This window comes from Roseibium aggregatum IAM 12614 (assembly GCF_000168975.1).
GTDB lineage: Bacteria > Pseudomonadota > Alphaproteobacteria > Rhizobiales > Stappiaceae > Roseibium > Roseibium aggregatum.
The window spans coordinates 69,292-88,900 of record NZ_AAUW01000008.1 but is presented as its reverse complement, the minus strand read 5'-3'; the positions used below and the strand labels follow the sequence as shown (position 1 = coordinate 88,900).

Sequence of the window (19,609 nt, the reverse complement as noted above, 5' to 3'; positions counted from 1 at the left end):
GCACATTCCGCCACCGTGAATGTACGGCCTCGCCTAAAGCCCCGATGGCCTGTTATTTCACAAATCGTGATATTAAGGTGGGGGCCAGGGCTCACGAAACCAAGCTCCTCCACAGTTTCCTTTTACCGTACACGCCCCATTTTGGCCTTGTCACCTCAGACGAATTACGCCAAGACACGCCGACAGTTCTCAAACTTGGAGCCTCCTATGAGCAGCGCTATCGAAGCTCGGCTGAGCGAGCTTGGCATCACCCTTCCGGAAGCAGCGGCCCCTGCGGCGAATTACGTGCCTTTCGTGAAGACAGGCAATCAGCTCTTCGTTTCCGGCCAACTGCCGATGGCGGGCGGCAAGCTTCAGGTTTCCGGCAAGCTGGGTGACGGTCTCGGGATCGACGAAGGCAAGGCCGCAGCAAAGCTTTGCGCCATCAACCTGCTGGTACAGGCAAAAGCGGCCACGGGAAATCTCGACAAGGTTGCCCGGCTTGTGAAGATCGTGGGGTTCGTGAACTCCACAGGTGAATTTGCCGACCAGCCCCAGGTGATCAACGGTGCGTCCGACTTCCTGGTTGAGGCAATGGGCGATAAAGGCCGACATGCGCGCTCTGCCGTCAGTGCCGCGTCCCTGCCTTTCGGTGCCGCTGTCGAGATCGAAGCGATTTTCGAAATCGAAGACTGACCGATACCTGAGGGTTCCCGCCCCCTGCTCCTCCCGATGCCATTCCGGCCGGCGAGGCATTTCTTTTCAACCGAGCCCGCCGCCATGACACCGGAACTCGCAGCAATCTTCGCCCGCCCGATTGCCCACCGCGGCTATCACGATGCCGACAACGGCGTCATCGAAAACACGCCAACCGCCATCCAGCATGCGATCGACAAGAATTTCGCGATCGAGGTGGACGTTCAGGAAACGGCTGACGGCGAAGCTCTGGTGTTCCATGACTACACGCTGGAACGGCTGGCGGAGGGAACCGGCAGGGTCATCGATCTTGCCGCTTCCGAGCTCACCAATATTCACCTGAAGACCGGAACGGACAGGCTCTGGCTGCTGAAGGACCTCTTCGACCTTGTCGACGGCCGCGTGCCGTTGGTGATCGAGATCAAGTCCCTGATGCGCCGTGACGCACAAATGGACTTCGTGCGCCATGTCACCGACCATGTGGCGGCTTACAAGGGCCCTGCCTGCATCAAGTCGTTCGATCCGGACATGTTGTCGATCGCAAAGGCGCGCAACGCCTCGGTGCTGCGCGGCATCGTCGCCGACGGTGCCGAGCCGGGTCCTGACTATGCACGCTACAGCCGCGTCGACCGTTTCATCCTGCGCCATATCCTGCATGCACCGCGCACGCGCCCGCACTTCATTTCCTATGGCGTCAAGGACCTGCCCAAGGCCGGCCCCAGCCTGCTGCGGTCGGTGTTCAAGGTGCCGCTGATGTCGTGGACCGTGCGCACTACGGAACAACGGGAAAAGGCCAACCGCTACGCCGACCAGATCGTTTTCGAAGGCTTCGATCCAGACAGGGGCGCGGCCCGGTCGGTGTAGAATTAGCCATCACACGGTCGCAACCTCTTGCACTGCAAAATGCCAGCGCTACATCAAGAGGATGGTTTCAACCTTGGTTTTTTCTGACGCATGACCTCCTCCCGGTCCACCGACAGCAACTCCCCGGCGCATGACGACGGCGGACAGACAGCCACCTTGCGCATTCTGTCTTCCCTGAAGGATGTCTCTGCTTCCAACTGGGACCAGGTGGCCAATCCGGGCTGGCAGCTTTCCGGTCGGGGGCAGTTGCAGAAGGATCCGAGAGGCGAGGCCTTGGCCGAGCTCTCCGGAGCACTCGGTGGCGGCTCTGAACCGGCCAGCGACAACGTCGATTTCAACCCCTTCCTGTCCCACGCCTTTCTGGAGGCCCTGGAGGCATCCGGCTGTGCCACGGAAGCGACCGGCTGGCTGCCAAGACATATGCTGCTGGAAGATGGCGGCGGGAAGATCCTCGGTGCCGTTCCTGCCTATCTCAAAAGCCATTCGCAGGGCGAATATGTGTTCGACCACGGCTGGGCGGATGCGTTTTACCGTGCCGGCGGGGAGTATTACCCCAAGCTGCAGATCAGCGTCCCCTTTACGCCGGCCACCGGGCGCCGGTTTCTGACGGGGCCCGGCGTCAACCGTGAGGCGGGGCTGCAGGCGCTCGCAGCCGGTCTGGTACAGGTGTGTCAGCGCTCCGGGGCCTCATCCGTTCATGCAACTTTTCTGACCAGGTCGGAGTGGGACACTCTGGGGGACCTTGGCTATCTGCAACGGACAGATCAGCAGTTTCACTGGGAAAACAACGGCTACGACAGTTTCGACGGCTTTCTGGCAGATCTCGCGTCCCGCAAGCGCAAGGCGGTGAAGAAGGAACGACGCGAAGCTCTGAGCGCCGACGGCATCGAGGTGGAGTGGGTTACCGGATCTGATCTGACGGAGGCGCACTGGGACGCGTTTTACAAGTTCTACATGGACACGGGCTCACGAAAGTGGGGCCGCCCCTATCTGAACCGCAAATTCTATTCGCTGATCAACGAGAGGCTGGCAGACCGCACGTTGCTGGTGCTTGCCAAGCGGCACGGCCAATATATTGCGGGCGCCCTCAACTTCATCGGCTCACAGACGTTGTTCGGGCGCCACTGGGGCTGCACCGAGCATCATCCGTTCCTTCATTTCGAGCTTTGCTACTACCAGGCAATCGACTTTGCCATCGTCAACAAGCTGAAGCGCGTGGAGGCCGGCGCACAGGGTGCCCACAAGCTGGCGCGTGGCTATCTGCCGACAACGACCTACTCAGCCCACTGGATCGCCCATGAAGGGCTGCATCAGGCTGTCGCCGATTTTCTGGAACATGAGCGTCTCGCCGTTGAGCGCGAGAACGAGGCGCTTGCCGAACACGCGCCGTTCCGCAAGACCGACCAGGAAACCTGACCTCTCAGGCTCCCTTAAAAATTAAGCTGCATTTCATATTGCTGAAGCAGTTCCTCCGCACCTGCCTGACGCAGGAAGGCGTTGGCGCTTTGCGTGGCGGCATCGACGTTGACGAACCGCAAGTCAGATTTACCGACAGCTTTCATCAGCCCATGCAGCAAGGCGCTGCCGATGCCGTTTCGGCGATGGTCCTTGTGAACGGCGATCTGCGCAACCGCCCCATCTGCAAAACTTGCGCCCCATCCCAGAAGATCGTCACCACGGCGGACGGCCAGAAGATGGATATCCGGGCTAAGGCCACGCAGCGCTGCAAAGCCGTTCTGAGGTGTCGGCTGTGTGTCGAAGAAGGCGCTCGTATCTTCCGGCAGGTCGTCGAGCCCGATCTTGCAGGCAGACCAGTCTCCCGCCTTCGCCGCAAGCGCTTTGCTCTCTATGAGGCGAAACACACCAAGCGTCCGCTCGCGGCGAAAGTCGAAGGCCTCATAAGCGGAAACGGCTTTGCCGTTGGTCGTGATGACCTCAAGCTGAAGGCCTTTCGACCCCACCTTCTGCTGTTTTTCGATCACCGCCTCAAGCAGTTGCCGCGACAGGCCGTTGCGGCGGTGGGCCGGGCTCGTGCCGACGGACAACGTATAGGCCCGGTTGCCGTATTCCGAATTGGGCGCGCTTGAAAACCAGAAGGCAGCAATCTCCGTCCCTGCCACGGCTGCAAAGGAGTGCTGTGAAGAAAACCCGCGCTGACGCTGAAATTCCCGAAAGGCCTCTTCGCTCAGATGCATCGGCGTAACGTAATCCGAAAACGCCAGGTTCAAGGCTTCGCAAAGCTGGGCAGCCTCGAACGAGCGGCAATCGACAATCTGATAGGTCATGGGAAATTTCCGAAGGAATTCAGGAAGGTGCAAACCCTAGCACCGAACCCTCCTGCGGGAAAGCCGATCATGCGGCCGCGCCGATCTTCAGAGACCGGCGCCGGCATTTTCAGGCAAACAAAGTCTGGTCAGTCGAAGGCTTCCGCGACGTCGTACATCACAGGCTCGAAGCTTTTGCACAGCGAACTGATGCGCCGGTTGCGCTCACGCATTTCCGGGGTGCGCAACATTGCCAGAAAATCTTCCCGCCGGCGCCACTGCGAATAATTGGCGATCCGGGTCTGCGCATCGTTCACATGCAGTCCCGCACCGATGAATCCCGGCTGATGGCGAATGAAATTCTCGTAGGCGTCCTTCAACTCGTCCAGAAGGTCGTAGCAGGTGCCCGGCGTCATCTCGAAGGTGGTAATGACGGTCTGGCAGTCTCGGTCGCTTGAAATTTCGGGCATGGCTCTCCTCCTCCGCCGTTTGTTTCGAGGCTGGCACGTTTTTGCGGGACCGGCAATATGGGGAGGATTACGTGGACCTGCAGAACGGGTTTCCCGGCTCCCCCGCCCGGCAGCCCTGATCCGGCTTCAAGTCATCCCTCAGGCAGGTTCGATCCCGTCAACGTTCATGTTTCCCACTGCCTGCAGCGCAAGCGACAACAGCTTTTCAAAATGAGTTGTGCGGGAAGACCCATGACGCCAGACGAGATACATCATCCGGCGCATCGGCAGGCCCTCGACCTTCTTCAACAGAAGGTCCGGCTCCTTGCCGAACTCGGAGGCAATGTAGGCGGCCGGAAAGAGTGCCAGCCCCATGCCGATCGAGGCCATCTGACGCAAGGCGTCAAGGCTTGTGCCTTCATAGTCCTGCCGGAAATCAGCCCCTGCAGCGTGCGCCAGCGCCTGAACGTCGTTGTGGAGACGAAAGCCCTGACCGAGCGCGAGCAACTTCTCACCGCGCAGCATTTCAACGGGGATCACGTCTACCCCGGCCAACGGGTGCGACTTCGGCACGGCAAGAGAAACGCTTTCCCGGCACAGCACCCGCGCGGTCCACTGATCCGACGCTGCGAAATCCGGCGTCAGTATGCAGTCGAGCGCCCCGGACATCAGTCCCTCTTCCAGAAGATTCGGCCTGTCTTCGCGGATATAGAGTTCAAGCAGCGGAAACTCACGCTTCAGAATCGGCAGAAGAAAGGGCATGAAATACGGCCCGAATGTGGGCGAGACGCCGAGGCGGATCAAACCGCCCAGATTTGATTGTCCCGCCTGAGCCAGTGTCACGATTTCGTCGAGATTTTCGAGTGCGCGCCGTGCGAGCGGCAGCAGGCGTTCGCCGGAGGCCGTCAGGCTGATGCCACCGCTGCCACGCTCCAGCAATGTGCAGCCGAGCTGGTCTTCAAGCAGCTTGAACTGGGCTGAAAGTGTCGGTTGCGACACGTGGCACCGTGCAGCGGCCTTGCCGAAGTGCAAGGTTTCTGCGAGCGCAACAAAATAGTCCAGTTGCCGTGACGATGGCCGAAACCGCATTGCACCTCCGCAATCGATAGAGAACTTCTATCAACTCAATCGAAACAATGTATTTCATCTATTCTCGTTCAGCCACCATATCAAGGGTGTCCAAGACACGGCCCACGAGAGGAGGAAGGCGATGTACAACAGACTGAAGTCGCTGCGCAGCCAGCACAACACCCTGGATGCCCTTATCCGCAGGGAGGAATTGCACCCCTATCCGGATACGCAGCACATACGGTCCCTGAAGAAATTCAAACTCCGGTTACGGGACGAGATCGCGCGGATCGAAACCAGCCTCAGAGCTCCGCAGCTCGCGTACTAAACCACTTCACCACGCCAATCGGGAGGGTTGAATGAACCCGTTTCTGCCCATGTTTTCACCTTTTGCAGCGTTGCACCGCGCGCCATCCAGACAATCCCGCCTGAGGGATATCGACGCCCGAATGGCCTCGTTTCTGCGCGAAAAACAGACGTCGGACACCACCTGCCCCAAGGTGCTCGACAACGTCAAGACCGCAAGGAGCAAAGTCCAGCGCGAGATGGTCACGGCGCGTTAGAGCGCTAGCCCACAAAAAGGACGGCTTATTTGCCCACCGGACTTCCGCCATCCGGCCCTTTTAAAACCATCAAGCTGGACACCCCGCCCGCAGGCCTCGCGGGCGGGTTTCTTTTTATCTGCCTTGTGGGAAGCCGCGTTTTTTTGCCTGGCCGCCTTTTTGGCGACAGCCCTGGGCACCGCCTGAAATCATCAACCGACTATGTCCCCTTCAGCGCCGCCCGCCGCAGACGCGGCGTCTGACAAACTGGGTCACGCAATCCCCTCCGCCGAAACCCGTGCCATGGAACACGGACTTTACATTCTGGACGCAAACGCCCATTAGCGGCTTAATCAGACTGGGTGGTGATCGAGACGGGCGCGGCTCTGCAGGAGACTCAGAAAATGAGTCCGAAACCGTCGCCAAGATACTGATATTACGGGATTTAGGAAGGCTTTAGCCAACGCTGCCTCTCCTCTTCCTCAGCCCGGTTTTATTGTGCACCTCAGCTTGCCAGATGCGCGAGGGTACATAGTCAAAAGGCCGCCCGTGGCCGCCTTTTGATCGTCATGACTGCGCCTGACCCTAGTTGGCTGGAACGGCATCCACCGGAGCTGACGGTTCTGCTTTTGCCTTGTTCTTCTTCGGCGGACGAACCCGGAAGAACAGCGCATAAAGAACCGGTGCGGCGATCAGCGTGAGCACTGTGGCGAACGCCAGGCCGCCCATGATCGTCACCGCCATGCCGCGGAAGAAGGCATCCGACAGAAGCGGTGCCATGCCGAGGATGGTGGTGATTGCCGCCAGCATCACCGGGCGCATACGCGAGACGCTGGCCTCCACGATAGCCTCGTATTTGTCCCTGCCCTCGCCAATCAGAAGATCGATCTCTTCCAGCAGGACGATGGCGTTTTTGATCAGCATGCCGGACAGCGACAGGAATCCCAGGAGAGACATGAAGCCGAAGGCCGTATCCGTGGCCAGAAGAGCGATGGCAACACCGTTGATCGACATGGGCACCATCAGCCAGATGATCAGCGGCTGACGCACGGAGCCGAACAGAAGGATCGAGATGATCAGCATGATCAGAAAACCAAGCGGCAACTGCGCGCCCAGAGATGCCTGAGCATCGTTGGTGCTTTCATATTCGCCGCCCCACTCCAGTGCGTACCCCGGTGGAAGCTCTATCGCCTCGATTTGCGGACGGACCCTGGCAAGAGCCGCAGACGCGGTTTCGCCTCCGGTGGTTTCTGCCTTCACGGTGAGCGTGCGAACACGGTCACGGCGATGGATGAGCGTATCCTGAGGCTCCATCACGAAGTCCCGCACCACCTGCTCAATCGGCACATAACGGCGTTCGTTGCTGCTCAGAACCAGGGCGTCCGACACGCTTTCGTTCACGGAGATGCCGTTCTGATCGGCCTTGCGGGCGACAATAGGCACGCTTTCGTCGACATCGCGATAGGACCCCACGCGAACGCCCTCGGTCGCAAATTGCAGGGCAACAGACAATTCTTCCCGGGTCACACCCGAAATTCGGGCACGGTCCTCATCGAAGATCGGCCGCACGACGAGCTCACGCTGCCGCCAGTCCGTGTTGACGTCGGCAAGCCTGTTTTCCGTCTTGTCGAAGATCGCCTGCGCCTCGTTGCCAAGCCGCTTGAGCACGTCCGCATCCGGGCCGGAGAAGCGTGCCTCGATCTTGGCGCCACCACCGGGGCCGAATACCAGGCGCTTGGTAATGATCTGAGCCGACGGAAAGAGCTCTGCGAACCGCTCTCTCAGATCCAGCGCCAGCATGTCGATCTCTTCGCGGCTGTGCGTTCTGATGATCATGTGACCATAGCTCGGGTTTGCATCTTCCGGCGAATAAGTCAGCATGAAACGCGTTGCCCCACCACCGGCGAAGCTGGTGACTTTCGCCACGCGTTCATCCGCCAGGACGATCTTCTCCATTTCCTTCAGGTCCGCCTCGGTCGACCGGATGTCGGTGCCCTGGGGTGCCCAATAATGGAGATAGAAGATCGGGGTGTTGCTGTCCGGAAAGAATGCCTGTTTCACATTGCCGAAGGCCATGACACAGACAACCGTGATCCCGATCAGAGCGGCAACCGTCAGCAGCCGCACATGCAGGGAGCCGATCAGGATCCCGCGATATGTCTTGTAGAAAATGCCCTTGTAGGGATCGTGATTGTCCAGATTGCCCGTGGCTGTCCTGAAGAAATACTTGCCGAAAAGCGGCGTGACCGTGATCGCGAACACCCAGGACAGGAGCAACGAAATGCCGATCACGGCAAAGAGCGAAAACAGGAACTCACCGGTCGCGTCCGGCGACAGACCAATGCCGGAAAACGCCATGATGCCGATAACGGTTGCTCCAAGCAGCGGCCACATGGTTTGGCCAACGACACGGCTGGCGGCCTCGATTGCCTTCTGGCCCCGCTGCATGTTGATCATCATGCCTTCCGCGACCACGATGGCGTTGTCCACCAGCATGCCCATGGCGATGATCAGCGCACCGAGCGAGATGCGTTCCATCTCGATGGCGAAAATGCGCATGAACAGAACGGTTGCCATCACGGTGAGCAGCAACACCGTGCCCACAACGATGGCTGCGCGCCACCCCATGAACAGGGCCAGCACCCCGATCACGATGACGACGGAGGCGGCCAGGTTCGTGATGAAGCCGTTCACGGATTCATCGACCACGATATTCTGTTCGTAAATGGGATGAAGCTGCATGCCGACAGGCAGTTGCGCCTCGACCTGGGAAAGCTTTTCGATCACACGTTCGCCGACGTCGACAATGTTCGTGCCGTCGACCTGGGAGACCCCGATCGTGACGGCCGCATGACCATTGTGCCTTATGAGCCGGTTCGGCCGTTCCGGTTCTCCCAGTTCCAGCGTTGCGATGTCGGACAGACGGATCATCGCGGTCGACCCCGCCCGGCCGATGACGAGGTCCTGAATCCCCCGGAAATCATCGAAGGCGGAGGCCGTCATCAGGCGAATGCGTTTGTCGCCTGAAATGCCCGATCCGTTGGTCTGGATCCGGTTTTCGGCGTCCAGAACACTGATCACATCGTTGAAGGTGATGCCGAGCCCGGCCATCTTGTCCTGATTGACGTTCAGATAGATGACGTCCTCGGGTTCGCCGGCAATTTCAACCTTGCCGACCCCTGTCACGGTCAGAAGCTCGCGGCGGATGCGCTTGACCGTTTCGCGAATATCCCGGTTCGTGTAGCCGTCGGCAGTGAAGGCGTAGAACAGGCCGTAAACGTCGCCGAAATCGTCATAAACCAGGGGCGTTCCTGCCCCTGCCGGCAGGTTACGCACCTCGTCGTTGACCTTTCGCCGCAACTCGTCCCAGACCTGTGGCAATTCCTCACCGTCATAGGTCGGCTTGATCTCCACACCGATGCGCGACAAGCCGGGCTCCGACACGGAGGTGATCAGATCCAGTTGCGGCATCTGCTGGATGGCCGTTTCCAGGTTTTCGGTGATTTCGTTTTCGACTTCAGCCGCTGTTGCGCCCGGGTAGCTGGTGATCACCTGAGCCTGCTTGATGGTGAAGGCCGGGTCTTCCAGCCGCCCCACGGTGGACAGGCCCCACAGCCCGCCCAGGAGCGACATGATCACGATCATCCAGGTATTGACCGGCTTTTGAATGGAGTAGCGTGCAATATCCACTTTATCTGATCCTCTTGCCTGTCCGGAACCGGATCAGTTCAAACGCCGCACGACCTGGCCGTCGCTGAGATAAGCAACGCCGGCGGAAACGATTTCGTCGCCTTTTTCCAGGCCTGCACGGACGGGAATGAAGTTGCCCATGACAGTGCCGATTTCGACCGGGTGCTTGGACACAGCCCCAGAGCCGGAATCAAATTTCCAGACGTAGGATTTGCCGTCGCTATCCACGGCTATGGCACTTGAGGGCACGAGGAACTGCTCTCCCAGTTCCAGGCCTTCAGGCAGAAACTTCACGGTGACCGAGGCTGTCATGCCCGGCGAGAGCTGCTCCGCACCCTCACGAGGCATCGCAAGCGTAACGCGATAGGTTTGCGCCACATCGTCGACCTGGCTGGAATGCTCGCGGTAGGTCAGGGGAAAGTGCTTGTCGCCGTAAGCGGGAAATCTTGCTTCGATGGACGCCACTTCGGATGCCGACACCCGTCCGAACAGGGCCTCGGCGACGTTGATGTCCACCTGGATTTCCGAAACGTCATGAAGCCGCACGACTGGCGTGCCGACACTGACCGTCGTGAAATTGTCGACCAGACGCACGGAGACGATGCCGTCGAAAGGCGCTTTCAAGGTGGTGTACTTCAGGTTCTGCTTGGCTTCCTTCAGCGTCTCAAGCGCAAGGTCGTGCTTGTTCTTCTGTTCATCATAGGTCGACTGGGAGATGACCGACCGTTCGCGCAGTGTTTCCAGCCGATCGAGTTCTCTTTTTGCCTGCTCGGCGTTGATGGTCGCCTGTCGCACCGCACGGTCGTAGTCGGTCGTGTCCAGTTTGGCGATCAGGTCGCCTTCCTTCACGTGCTGGCTCTCCAACACCGGCAGCTCGACAAGTTTACCCGGCACCTGAAAAGACAGGTCGACGGTTTTCACCGCCGCCACCCGGCCGGCGAAGCGCCGTTCCAAAAGACCGATCTGGTCCGTCACCGTGAAGATCTTCGCAGGTCTGGGCGCAGCGTTCAGCTTCGCCTCCGCTTCGGAAACCGGATCGACGGAATCGTCCTGGCAGGAAGCCAGCATCCCGGCAGTCAACAGAAGGGCGACCCAACGGCGGATTGGGGCTTTGTGAAGTGCCAACATTTGGTCTTCCGTTCTAGTCTTTGAGTTGGGTCAGACGCTTGCGAAGGTCCTGAAACACCAGCGCGCGTTCATCATCAGAAAAAATGGTGACGCAATGCGCCTCGGAGAAATGAAGGCCTTCCAGGCAGGCCCAGATAGACCAGGCTTTGCCACGGTCGGGAAGTTCGGTTTCGATGGCCGCCTTGAGACGTGTTTTGACGCACATGAAGGGCTCACTCAGGTCGGGCCGGTCCGCTTTCGTGGCAAGCATCGCCTGCGCCAGGTCACGCCGCTCGCTCAACCAGCCTTCGGAGACCTCAATCATTGCACTCAGGGTCGGGGACTGGGAAGAAAGATTGCGGTCCCTCGCAGCAGCCACTTCAGCTTCGAACTGGCCGGCCAGAAACTCCACCATGCCGGTGATAAGCGCGTCCTTGGTGGGAAAGTTATAGAGAACCCCGCCCTTGGAAAAACCACTTTCCTCGGCCACGGCGTCCATGGTCAGGCTCTGTGCGCCCGCGCGCCGGACAACCTCGAGTGCTGCTTTCAGTATTTCCGATTTCGATTCATGCGAAGTGCGTGTCGAACGCGCGGCCATTCTTTACCGTCCAGTCAGTACAGTTTCGCACTCTTTATACCGTCCAGCCGGTACAGACAAGGCACCTGGTACGTATAAATCATCCCGCATTTTTGTCGCGCCCGTTTATGAGGCGAGACAGCGCAGAAAAAAGCCTGAAGGGCTCAAGAAGTGAGCAATTCCGCCAGCAGGCAGACGAGATTTTGTGAGATTGACCCTCACGGGAGACGAGGCACAGCGCACCACAAAGGGATCAGGCTGCTGCGTTCTTCCGCATCGCAGCTTCATTGGCTGCCCGCTCCGCCGCTGCCGCTTCCGCTGCAAGCCGCGAACGTTCGTTTGCTTCTTCTTCGGTCCGTTCCGCAAAGGCGATGAACTCATCCGCCGGCATCGGCGCTGCGAAGTAATAGCCCTGAGCCGCGGTCACACCCAGTTCGAGCAGGCGGTCGATCTGCTCTTCCATCTCGACGCCTTCGGCAATGATGCCCATGCCCAGATTGTCTGCCAGTTCGACCATGGAATCGACGATCGTCGTGGAGTTGTCGTCCGAACCAATGGTATCGATGAACATCTTGTCGATCTTGATGATATCGACGCCCAGCTTTTGAAGATAGGCCATGCCACCATGGCCGGTACCGACGTCATCCAGCGCCACACGCACACCAAGCGCCTGCAGTTCCGCGATGATCTTGCGCGCCAGTTCCATGTCTTCCAGCGGATGGCGTTCGGTTACTTCCACGACAATCTGCTGGAAGGAGATCCGCGATTTTTCGAAGATCGAACGGATGTCGGAAATGACTTCCCGATCCAGGAAGTGACCTGCGAAAAGATTGATCGACAGTTTCAGATCCGGATTGTCGCCATAAAGGTCGCCGATTTCCTCCGAGGAAACGCGCATGATGTGACGGGTCATGTCGAAGATATGACCGTTGTTCTCGGCGTAGGCCATGAACTGTCCCGGTGACACGATCATACCGTTCGGACGGCGCCAGCGCATCAGGATTTCACAGCCGCGCAGGCGTCCGCTCTCGATATCCATGACCGGCTGATAGTAGGGAATGAATTCGCCATTTCGGATCGCGGCGATGAATTCGTCATCGGCTTCCCGTTCGGGCCGCCAGGACAGCCACACGCCGATGGCAACGAACAGAAGCGCAATCCCCGCGCAGGCGGCAGCGGCAACGACCTTCAGGTCCTGCACGACCTTGCCGGCGGCGGAGACCGGTGCGGTGATCGTCGCAACGAGCGGATAAAGCTGCGAGGAAACCTCGACTGACAGGATTTCAGAAGGATCCGTCGCCTCGGAATTATAACCACCGACGCTGTACCAGAGCAGGTTGTTGCCAAGGCGCAATTCCGCCCTGCGATAAGAGCGCAGATATTCCGGGCCCGGATCGATGGCAATCACGGCAGGCGTCACTTCCGCGAAAAGACGGGTCTGGTCCTTCAGGTCCCAGCTTATCACTGCCGCGCGAGCCCCCAGATAGTTCCGGTCCAGCATGCCGATGCCGACAAGCGGGCCGTCCTCACGCATCGGCGGCAGAACGATCTGGCCGGCCAGATCCCTGTCCGGGATAATGCACATGCGCTGACCGGCCGCATCGGCGAGCCCGATGGCGTCGATCATCCCGTGTTCGACAATCTGCTTCTCGTAAATACCTCGATCTTCGGCATTGCAGGTTTGGACATCGTCCCGGTCCAGCCTCTGCAGCAGCGAAACTGTCGTGGAAATCGCCTCTTCGGCGCGGTGGATGGCCACATTTCCCATGGCCTCCATCTCAACGACGGCGCGGCGTTCTGCATACTGGTTGAGAATTACGTTGATCGCAAACAGCGGAGCGGTCGCCAGCGCGAGGGCGATCAGCACCGTTTTAGCGAAACCAACATAGCGGAAAGACAAGTCACAGGCCTGTTCATGATAAACTCTTTCTGAACATGGCTGATCTGGGTAAACAAGGACTGAAGATTCAGTCGTTTCATTCAGATCAAAGCCACCTGCCTCATTGCCGTGTTAGCTGCAAACCAGACGAGAAAAACCGGACTTCGGGAGGGTTACATGCAGGCGTTGTTTATTGGACAAGCCTATATCGACGTTACTTTTTTGACCGACCAATTGCCGACGGGCGACGAAAAGACGATTGCCCGGGATTACGCAATCAGCTTTGGCGGGAACGCTGTGACGGCGGCGTTTTGCTGCGCCAAACTGGGCGGAAAGCCGGAGCTGTTGTGCTCGCAGGCGGACGACTGGCTGGCACGCATGTTCCTGGACATGGCAGCGGCCTACGGCATTTCCATTCACGGGCGCAAGGTGCGTGAAAGCTCTCTCTCCTTCATCATGCCGCAGGGAGGCAAGCGTGCAATTGTGCGCTGCCGCGACAACGAGTTCCTGCATCCCTTCCCGCCCCTCACCCTGACCGGCATGAAGGCGTTGCATCTCGACGGTCATATGCCGGACGCAGCACTGCACTATGCGACCACCTGCAAGAACCTCGGCATCCTGACGTCTCTCGATGGTGGCGCCGTGCGCGAGAACACTGATGAGCTTCTCAACCAGATCGACATTGCTGTCGTTTCCGAACGCTTCTGCCAGCAACTGGGCATGTCGACCGGCGAAACGCTTTCGTATCTGCGCACCAAGAACTGCCCTGTCGGTGCCGTGACGCTCGGCAGCGAAGGCATGGTCTGGTACGAAGCCGGCGGTCCGGACAAGGTGATGCCGGCCCTGAACGTGCCTTTGTCGAAGGTGGTCGATTCCAACGGTGCCGGCGATGTGTTCCACGGCGCTTACATTGCATCCTATCTGCGCTGGCCGGAGAGAAGCTGGGATCAGCATTTCCGCTTTGCACGAGGCGCCTCGACCCATGCAATCCAGCATCTGGGCAACGAGGCCAGCCTTCCGACGCTGGAAGACATCGAACGCGCCAACGCCACTTACTCCGAAAAGGCCGTGGCCTGACAGAGACAGCAAAACCGGTGTGTATGCGGCCTTCGCGTTTCAACCGGGCAAAATGTGACGCAGGACATATTTTGACCGAATAAGCCCGGCTATTGCTTCCTCCGGCTTTCGCCTTGCCACACTGTGGAACTTCCCTCAGAGTGGGACCACCTCTATTTCGTGGAGATTTTCAATGATGTTTTCCCGTTCGCCCCGGATCGCAGCCGGTCTAACGGCTGCCGTCAGCCTGATCGCTCTTCAAGCCTCGCCGGCGCTTGCCTTCGATCCGTCCGGGAACGAGATTGCCGATGCTTTTCTGACCCTGCTGGACGCTGAAAAAGGCACCGTCGAAAGCTACGGTTCGGTTGAAGAAGCGGGCGGAGCCGTCACGCTCAGCGACATCGTCATCAGCAAGGAAGACGAAGAAAACGCCAGCGTGACCATCGCTTCGACCGTTCTGACAGGTGGAGAAATCCAGTCCGACGGACGGCTCAAGCTCTCAAGCCTCGACATGAGCAACCTTCAGCTCACGGCCAAGGACGGGGGCATGTCGCTGGCAGATCTCAAGGTCACGGACCTTCTCTTGCCGACGCCGGAAGAAGCTGCCTCCGATACGCCACCGGTTGGCCCCGGCTACAAGACGTTTGAAGCCAACAGCATTCAGATCCGCGATGAAGACAACCAGATTGCCGACATCGTCAAAATCTCTTCCTCGATCGAGGCCATGGACGGCGACCTTCCGACTGCGGGCCAGTTTGCTGTCACCGGCGCCACCATCGACGTCAAGGAGCTGGAAACGGAGGAAACGAAATCCCTCACGGAACTCGGGTATGAAACCCTGACGATCGATGTGTCCGGATCGGGCAAATGGGATCCGGAAGCGGCCACACTCGTGGTTCCGGAACTGAAGATCGACGCCAAGGACGCTGCCAGCCTGTCTGTCTCGCTCTCCATGGGCGGGGTTACCCGCGACGTGGTCACCCAGCTCAACGAAAAGTCGGAAAAGCCTGAGGAAGCGATGGCGCTCCTGCAAAATGTGACCATCGAAAATGCAAAGATCCGTCTGGACGACGCCTCGTTGACGGGACGGGTCCTGGATCAGGAATCGCAAAAGGCAGGTGTCGACACGCCGACCTATGTGGCCGGCCTCACCGGCACGCTGCCCATGATGCTCGGCATGCTGCAGAACAAGGAACTGGAAGGACAGATCGCCAAGGCTGTGACCCAGTTCCTCAATACGCCTGGCTCGCTGGAACTGACGGCTGCTCCGGGAGCACCTGTTCCGCTGTCCCAGATCATGGGAACGGCGATGTTTGCGCCGCAGATGATCCCGCAGATCCTGTCTGTTGGAATTACCGCCAACCAGTAAATCTGCCTCAAATGCAAAAAGCCCGGGCACTGACCCGGGCTTTTTTTGTTTTGATACTCAAGGCCGAGGCTTATTCGGCAGCCTCGTTGCGGCTCTGGAACTGCAGCTCGCACAGCCGCCGGTAAATGCCGTCATGCTCGAACAATTCATCATGCGTTCCGCTTTCCACAACTCGCCCCCTATCCATGACGAGGATCTGGTGCGCATGGCGAACCGTGCTGAGGCGGTGGGCGATCACAAGCGTGGTGCGCCCCTCCATCAGCGTTTCGAGCGCGGCCTGGATCTTGGCTTCGGACTCTGCGTCGAGAGCCGAGGTTGCCTCATCCAGCAACAGGATCGGTGCATCGAGCAGCATGGCGCGCGCAATGGCAATGCGCTGCCGCTGACCGCCCGACAACCGGCCGCCGCCATCGCCAGCCAGGGTGTTATAGCCCTCGGGCATTTCCATGACAAAGTCATGGGCGTTCGCTGCCCGTGCCGCTGCCTCGATCTCTTCCTGAGAAGCATCCGGTCTGCCGATGGCGATATTATCGCGGATACTGATGTTAAAGAGGTAGGAGTCCTGGCTGACGTAGGCAATGTTCCGGCGCAGAGAGCCCATTGCGACCGACTTGATCGACTGCCCGTCGACGGAGATGTTTCCTTCCTGAGGGTCGTAGAAACGCTCGATCAGGGCAAAGACAGTGGACTTGCCGGCCCCTGACGCACCGACCAGCGCCGTTGTCTTGCCGCCTTCAGCCGTAAAGGTCAGCCCGTTGAGCGCGGCACCTTCACCGTAGGAGAACTTGACGTCCTGCACCTCGATCTGACCACGACCGACCTTGATATCCGGTGCATCTTCAATCTGCTCCAAGTCCGGTTGCTCATCGATCAGCTCGTACATCAGGCGCACACCGACCAGCGACTTGCTGAGATTGACGTTCAGCCGGGCCAGACGGCGCGCGGGATCATAGGCAAGCAGCAGTGCGGTGATGAATGCGAAGAAGGCACCGGGATCCTTGCCCAGTTCGACGACCGAGTAACCGCCGTAGAAAATGACCAGCGCGATTGCAAAACCGCCGAGGGATTCCATCAAGGGTGACGTGCGGGCCGTCAACGAGGCGATCTTGTTGGACTGGCGCTCCACTTCGGCAACGGAGGTCGCCATCCGCTGCTGCATCGTCGGCTCCACCCTGAAAGCCTTGACGATGCGAATTCCCAGAACGGTTTCCTGCAGGGTCGAGCCGATCTTGGCGTTCGAGACCACCTGCCGCTTGGCATAGGTCTTGACCCGTTTGACCAGGAAGCTGACGCCGACAACGATCGGCGGCATGATCACCAGGGCCAGCAGGCTCATCAGGGGATCCTGGACAATCATGACCCCCACGAGACCGATCAAGGTCAGAACATCCCTGCCGAGGCTGAGCACGATCATGTCGATGACCGAACGCGCGCTGCCGGCACCGGTGTTCACGCGGATGCCGAGTTCCGGCAGAGACATCCGGTCGAAATAAGCCTGATCCTGTTTGGTCAGTCGATGGAACAGGCGGTTCTGAAGGTCCGCAACGATCGCGTTGCCGACCCTGGATAAAATGACCATCTGGCCATAAGTCGAAGCACCCTTCAGGGTAAAGATGCAGATGACGGCCCCGGCGATCACGTAGATCATCATCTTGTCGCGATTGATGAAGACCTCGTTGATGACATCCTTCATGATCCAGGCACTTGCAGCAGTCGTTGCCGCAACCATGCCCATGAAGACGAAGGCCACCATGTAGCGCGGGATATAGGCCCGGAGATTTTCGCTCAACAGGCGCTTGATGACTTGAACCGTGCCATCCGGATCTTGCCAGATCTCCCATTTTGCAGGGTTGAGCACTGTAAGCCGCCTTTCCAAAAACTTGCAAAGCATAACACGACTGAGGCCGGCAGGGCCGGCCTCTCGCCTCTTTTGAAGAGGGGTATCCCTATTTAACGGTCACCCGCAAGTAGGATGTTCTCACGCGTCCGGCAAATTCAGACGCAAATGCAGGTCACGAAGCTGCGCCGATGTCGGTTCGCTCGGCGCGCCCATCATCAGGTCTTCCGCCTTCTGGTTCATCGGAAAGAGCATGACTTCACGGATGTTGGCCTCGTCAGCCATCAGCATGACCATACGGTCGATCCCGGCGGCGCACCCACCGTGCGGAGGCGCGCCATATTGGAACGCGTTGACCATGCCGCCAAAACGCCTGTCGACTTCCTCAGCCGGATAACCTGCGATCTCGAAAGCCTTGTACATGATCTCGGGCTTGTGGTTCCGGATCGCACCCGAAATCAGCTCGTGACCGTTACAGGCCAGATCGTACTGATAGCCAAGAACGTCCAGCGGATCGCCTTCCAGCGCTTCCATTCCGCCCTGGGGCATGGAGAACGGGTTATGCGAGAAATCGATCTCGCCGGTTTCCTCGTCGCGCTCGTAGATCGGGAAATCCACGATCCAGGCAAATTCGAAGCGGTCCTTGTCCGTATGGCCGAGTTCTTCGCCAATGATGACACGGGCCTTGGCCGCAACCGGCTCGAACTGCTTCGGCTTGCCGCCGAGGAAGAACACAGCATCGCCGATGTCGAGATTTAGTTGCTTACGTATCGCTTCAGTCCGCTCCGAACCAATATTTTTTGCCAGCGGTCCCGCTGCTTCCATATATTTTGAAAATAAGGCCTCGGCTTCAGAAACGTTCCCATTTTCTTGAAGTCTCTGAAGCATCTTCACCAACAACGAAACATCAATATTGCTAAGTTTTTGCCCCTCATCAATCGGAGTCCCACCGGACTCTGCGATGACGTCATCATGTACCGATGCTATTCGATTAATGAAATCTTCGTCCGCTACTTTTTCTGCATTTGCACGCCAGAAGATGTAGCCCATGCCCGGCAGACCCTGCTCCTGGGCGAACTTGTTCATGCGGTCGCAGAACTTGCGGCTGCCGCCCTTCGGTGCCGGAATGGCGCGGATTTCCGTGCCCGGCTGCTCCAGCAGGTTGGCGAAGATCGCAAAACCCGACCCGGCAAAATGCTCGGAGACGATTTCCATCTTGATCGGGTTTCTGAGATCCGGCTTGTCCGTGCCGTACCAGAGCGCGGAATCCTTGTAGGAAATCTGCGGCCAGTTGCGGTTGACCGGACGACCGTTGCCGAAACGCTCGAAACAACCGGCAATCACCGGCTCGATGGTGTCGAAGACGTCCTGCTGGGTGACGAAAGACATTTCCATGTCGAGCTGGTAGAAGTCCGTCGGTGACCGGTCGGCGCGCGGATCTTCATCGCGGAAGCACGGCGCGATCTGGAAATACTTGTCGAAGCCGGAGACCATCAGGAGCTGCTTGAACTGCTGCGGCGCCTGCGGCAGTGCGTAGAACTTGCCCGGATGCAGTCGCGACGGCACCAGGAAGTCACGCGCGCCTTCCGGAGAAGAGGCCGTGATGATCGGCGTCTGGAATTCGTTGAAGCCGATGTTCCACATGCGGTCGCGCAGATCGCGCACCACGTTGGAGCGCAGAATCATGTTCTGGTGCAGTTTCTCGCGGCGCAGATCCAGGAAGCGGTACTTCAGACGAACCTCTTCCGGATACTCCAGATCACCGAAGACCGGCAGCGGCAGTTCCTTCGCCGCGCCCAGGATTTCCATTTCGCGGATGAAAACTTCGATGTCACCGGTCGGCAGGTCCGGGTTAATGGTTTCGTCCGTCCGCTTCTTCACGTTGCCGTCGATGCGGATACACCATTCCGAGCGAACGGTTTCGGCCAGCTTGAAGGCCGCGGAGTCCGGGTCGACCACGCATTGGGTGACACCGTAATGATCGCGCAGATCGATGAACAGCACCCCGCCATGATCGCGGACCCTGTGGACCCAGCCGGAAAGACGGATAGTCTGGCCTTCGTCGGACAGACGGAGGTCACCGCATGTGTGACTACGGTAGGGGTGCATTCTCATTCCTCGACATTTTTCTTGGCATAGAAAATCGTTACGGCCCGCCGGAGGCAGGCCGAGTCCGGCTGCACAATCCATGTTGCAGCACGAAAGTCAAGGAAAAGGCTTGCGCTATGCTTG

Annotated in this window: 16 protein-coding genes; 7 read left to right on the top strand and 9 right to left on the bottom strand. The window is 58.9% G+C overall.

The genetic code is table 11. The annotated features are described in order from the left end of the window. Positions 1 to 207: 207 nt before the first annotated feature. The 3 genes from SIAM614_RS12400 (at position 208) to SIAM614_RS12390 (ending at position 2,955) form a co-directional block, all read left to right on the top strand. Complete coding sequence (locus tag SIAM614_RS12400) at positions 208 to 675, top strand: RidA family protein (protein ID WP_006934907.1); 468 nt, start codon at positions 208 to 210, stop codon at positions 673 to 675. Positions 676 to 759: 84 nt separating this feature from the next. Next, on the top strand, positions 760 to 1,539 hold the full coding sequence (locus SIAM614_RS12395; RefSeq protein WP_006934905.1) for a glycerophosphodiester phosphodiesterase family protein: 780 nt from the start codon (positions 760 to 762) through the stop codon (positions 1,537 to 1,539). 90 nt (positions 1,540 to 1,629) lie between these two features. Next, entirely contained in the window at positions 1,630 to 2,955 is a 1,326-nt protein-coding gene (locus SIAM614_RS12390) for a GNAT family N-acetyltransferase (protein ID WP_006934904.1), read from the top strand. 14 nt (positions 2,956 to 2,969) lie between these two features. On the opposite strand, the gene SIAM614_RS12385 is transcribed toward SIAM614_RS12390, so the two are convergent. The 3 genes from SIAM614_RS12385 to SIAM614_RS12375 form a co-directional block, all read right to left on the bottom strand. Continuing rightward, positions 2,970 to 3,824: a GNAT family N-acetyltransferase gene (locus SIAM614_RS12385; RefSeq protein ID WP_006934903.1), complete on the bottom strand. Its 855-nt coding sequence runs from the start codon at positions 3,822 to 3,824 to the stop codon at positions 2,970 to 2,972. 128 nt (positions 3,825 to 3,952) lie between these two features. Then, positions 3,953 to 4,273 carry an antibiotic biosynthesis monooxygenase family protein gene (locus tag SIAM614_RS12380; protein WP_040440045.1) on the bottom strand — a complete coding sequence of 107 codons (321 nt, stop codon included), beginning with the start codon at positions 4,271 to 4,273 and terminating at the stop codon, positions 3,953 to 3,955. 138 nt (positions 4,274 to 4,411) lie between these two features. Then, positions 4,412 to 5,341, bottom strand: coding sequence for a LysR substrate-binding domain-containing protein (locus SIAM614_RS12375; protein WP_006934900.1), 930 nt, complete (start codon positions 5,339 to 5,341; stop codon positions 4,412 to 4,414). Positions 5,342 to 5,462: 121 nt separating this feature from the next. Here SIAM614_RS12375 and SIAM614_RS12370 point away from each other — a divergent pair, with 121 nt between their 5' ends. Both SIAM614_RS12370 and SIAM614_RS31990 read left to right on the top strand, forming a co-directional pair. Beyond that, positions 5,463 to 5,648 carry a YdcH family protein gene (locus SIAM614_RS12370; RefSeq protein WP_006934898.1) on the top strand — a complete coding sequence of 62 codons (186 nt, stop codon included), beginning with the start codon at positions 5,463 to 5,465 and terminating at the stop codon, positions 5,646 to 5,648. Positions 5,649 to 5,679: 31 nt separating this feature from the next. Further along, positions 5,680 to 5,883, top strand: coding sequence for a hypothetical protein (locus SIAM614_RS31990; protein ID WP_006934896.1), 204 nt, complete (start codon positions 5,680 to 5,682; stop codon positions 5,881 to 5,883). A 564-nt stretch (positions 5,884 to 6,447) separates the two neighbouring features. Here the strand turns inward: SIAM614_RS31990 and SIAM614_RS12365 are convergent. From SIAM614_RS12365 to SIAM614_RS12350, 4 genes are all read right to left on the bottom strand, one after another. After that, a complete protein-coding gene (locus tag SIAM614_RS12365; RefSeq protein ID WP_006934892.1) occupies positions 6,448 to 9,552 on the bottom strand; it encodes an efflux RND transporter permease subunit in 3,105 nt (1,034 codons plus the stop codon). Positions 9,553 to 9,585: 33 nt separating this feature from the next. Next, the gene (locus SIAM614_RS12360) at positions 9,586 to 10,680 is read right to left on the bottom strand and encodes an efflux RND transporter periplasmic adaptor subunit (RefSeq protein ID WP_006934890.1); all 1,095 of its coding nucleotides are present in this window, start codon (positions 10,678 to 10,680) and stop codon (positions 9,586 to 9,588) included. Between the two features lie 13 nt (positions 10,681 to 10,693). Then, a complete protein-coding gene (locus tag SIAM614_RS12355; RefSeq protein WP_006934888.1) occupies positions 10,694 to 11,257 on the bottom strand; it encodes a TetR/AcrR family transcriptional regulator in 564 nt (187 codons plus the stop codon). Between the two features lie 232 nt (positions 11,258 to 11,489). Beyond that, positions 11,490 to 13,136 carry an EAL domain-containing protein gene (locus tag SIAM614_RS12350; protein WP_006934882.1) on the bottom strand — a complete coding sequence of 549 codons (1,647 nt, stop codon included), beginning with the start codon at positions 13,134 to 13,136 and terminating at the stop codon, positions 11,490 to 11,492. Positions 13,137 to 13,292: 156 nt separating this feature from the next. Here SIAM614_RS12350 and SIAM614_RS12345 point away from each other — a divergent pair, with 156 nt between their 5' ends. Both SIAM614_RS12345 and SIAM614_RS12340 read left to right on the top strand, forming a co-directional pair. Next, positions 13,293 to 14,192 carry a sugar kinase gene (locus tag SIAM614_RS12345; protein ID WP_006934880.1) on the top strand — a complete coding sequence of 300 codons (900 nt, stop codon included), beginning with the start codon at positions 13,293 to 13,295 and terminating at the stop codon, positions 14,190 to 14,192. A gap of 172 nt (positions 14,193 to 14,364) precedes the next feature. Then, positions 14,365 to 15,540, top strand: a complete 1,176-nt coding sequence (locus SIAM614_RS12340) for a hypothetical protein (RefSeq protein ID WP_208983972.1) — start codon at positions 14,365 to 14,367, stop codon at positions 15,538 to 15,540. A gap of 70 nt (positions 15,541 to 15,610) precedes the next feature. On the opposite strand, the gene SIAM614_RS12335 is transcribed toward SIAM614_RS12340, so the two are convergent. Continuing rightward, positions 15,611 to 17,398, bottom strand: a complete 1,788-nt coding sequence (locus tag SIAM614_RS12335; RefSeq protein WP_040440043.1) for an ABC transporter ATP-binding protein — start codon at positions 17,396 to 17,398, stop codon at positions 15,611 to 15,613. 120 nt (positions 17,399 to 17,518) lie between these two features. After that, positions 17,519 to 19,486, bottom strand: coding sequence for an aspartate--tRNA ligase (aspS, locus tag SIAM614_RS12330; protein ID WP_006934876.1), 1,968 nt, complete (start codon positions 19,484 to 19,486; stop codon positions 17,519 to 17,521). Positions 19,487 to 19,609 lie beyond the last annotated feature (123 nt).

Excerpts from the sequence above, each read along its gene's own strand:
- SIAM614_RS12400 (WP_006934907.1), top strand. The coding sequence starts at position 208 with ATGAGCAGCGCTATCGAAGCTCGGCTGAGCGAGCTTGGCATCACCCTT.
- SIAM614_RS12395 (WP_006934905.1), top strand. The coding sequence starts at position 760 with ATGACACCGGAACTCGCAGCAATCTTCGCCCGCCCGATTGCCCACCGC.
- SIAM614_RS12390 (WP_006934904.1), top strand. The coding sequence starts at position 1,630 with ATGACCTCCTCCCGGTCCACCGACAGCAACTCCCCGGCGCATGACGAC.
- SIAM614_RS12385 (WP_006934903.1), bottom strand. The coding sequence starts at position 3,824 with ATGACCTATCAGATTGTCGATTGCCGCTCGTTCGAGGCTGCCCAGCTT.
- SIAM614_RS12380 (WP_040440045.1), bottom strand. The coding sequence starts at position 4,273 with ATGCCCGAAATTTCAAGCGACCGAGACTGCCAGACCGTCATTACCACC.
- SIAM614_RS12375 (WP_006934900.1), bottom strand. The coding sequence starts at position 5,341 with ATGCGGTTTCGGCCATCGTCACGGCAACTGGACTATTTTGTTGCGCTC.
- SIAM614_RS12370 (WP_006934898.1), top strand. The coding sequence starts at position 5,463 with ATGTACAACAGACTGAAGTCGCTGCGCAGCCAGCACAACACCCTGGAT.
- SIAM614_RS31990 (WP_006934896.1), top strand. The coding sequence starts at position 5,680 with ATGAACCCGTTTCTGCCCATGTTTTCACCTTTTGCAGCGTTGCACCGC.
- SIAM614_RS12360 (WP_006934890.1), bottom strand. The coding sequence starts at position 10,680 with ATGTTGGCACTTCACAAAGCCCCAATCCGCCGTTGGGTCGCCCTTCTG.
- SIAM614_RS12355 (WP_006934888.1), bottom strand. The coding sequence starts at position 11,257 with ATGGCCGCGCGTTCGACACGCACTTCGCATGAATCGAAATCGGAAATA.
- SIAM614_RS12345 (WP_006934880.1), top strand. The coding sequence starts at position 13,293 with ATGCAGGCGTTGTTTATTGGACAAGCCTATATCGACGTTACTTTTTTG.
- SIAM614_RS12340 (WP_208983972.1), top strand. The coding sequence starts at position 14,365 with ATGATGTTTTCCCGTTCGCCCCGGATCGCAGCCGGTCTAACGGCTGCC.
- aspS (WP_006934876.1), bottom strand. The coding sequence starts at position 19,486 with ATGCACCCCTACCGTAGTCACACATGCGGTGACCTCCGTCTGTCCGAC.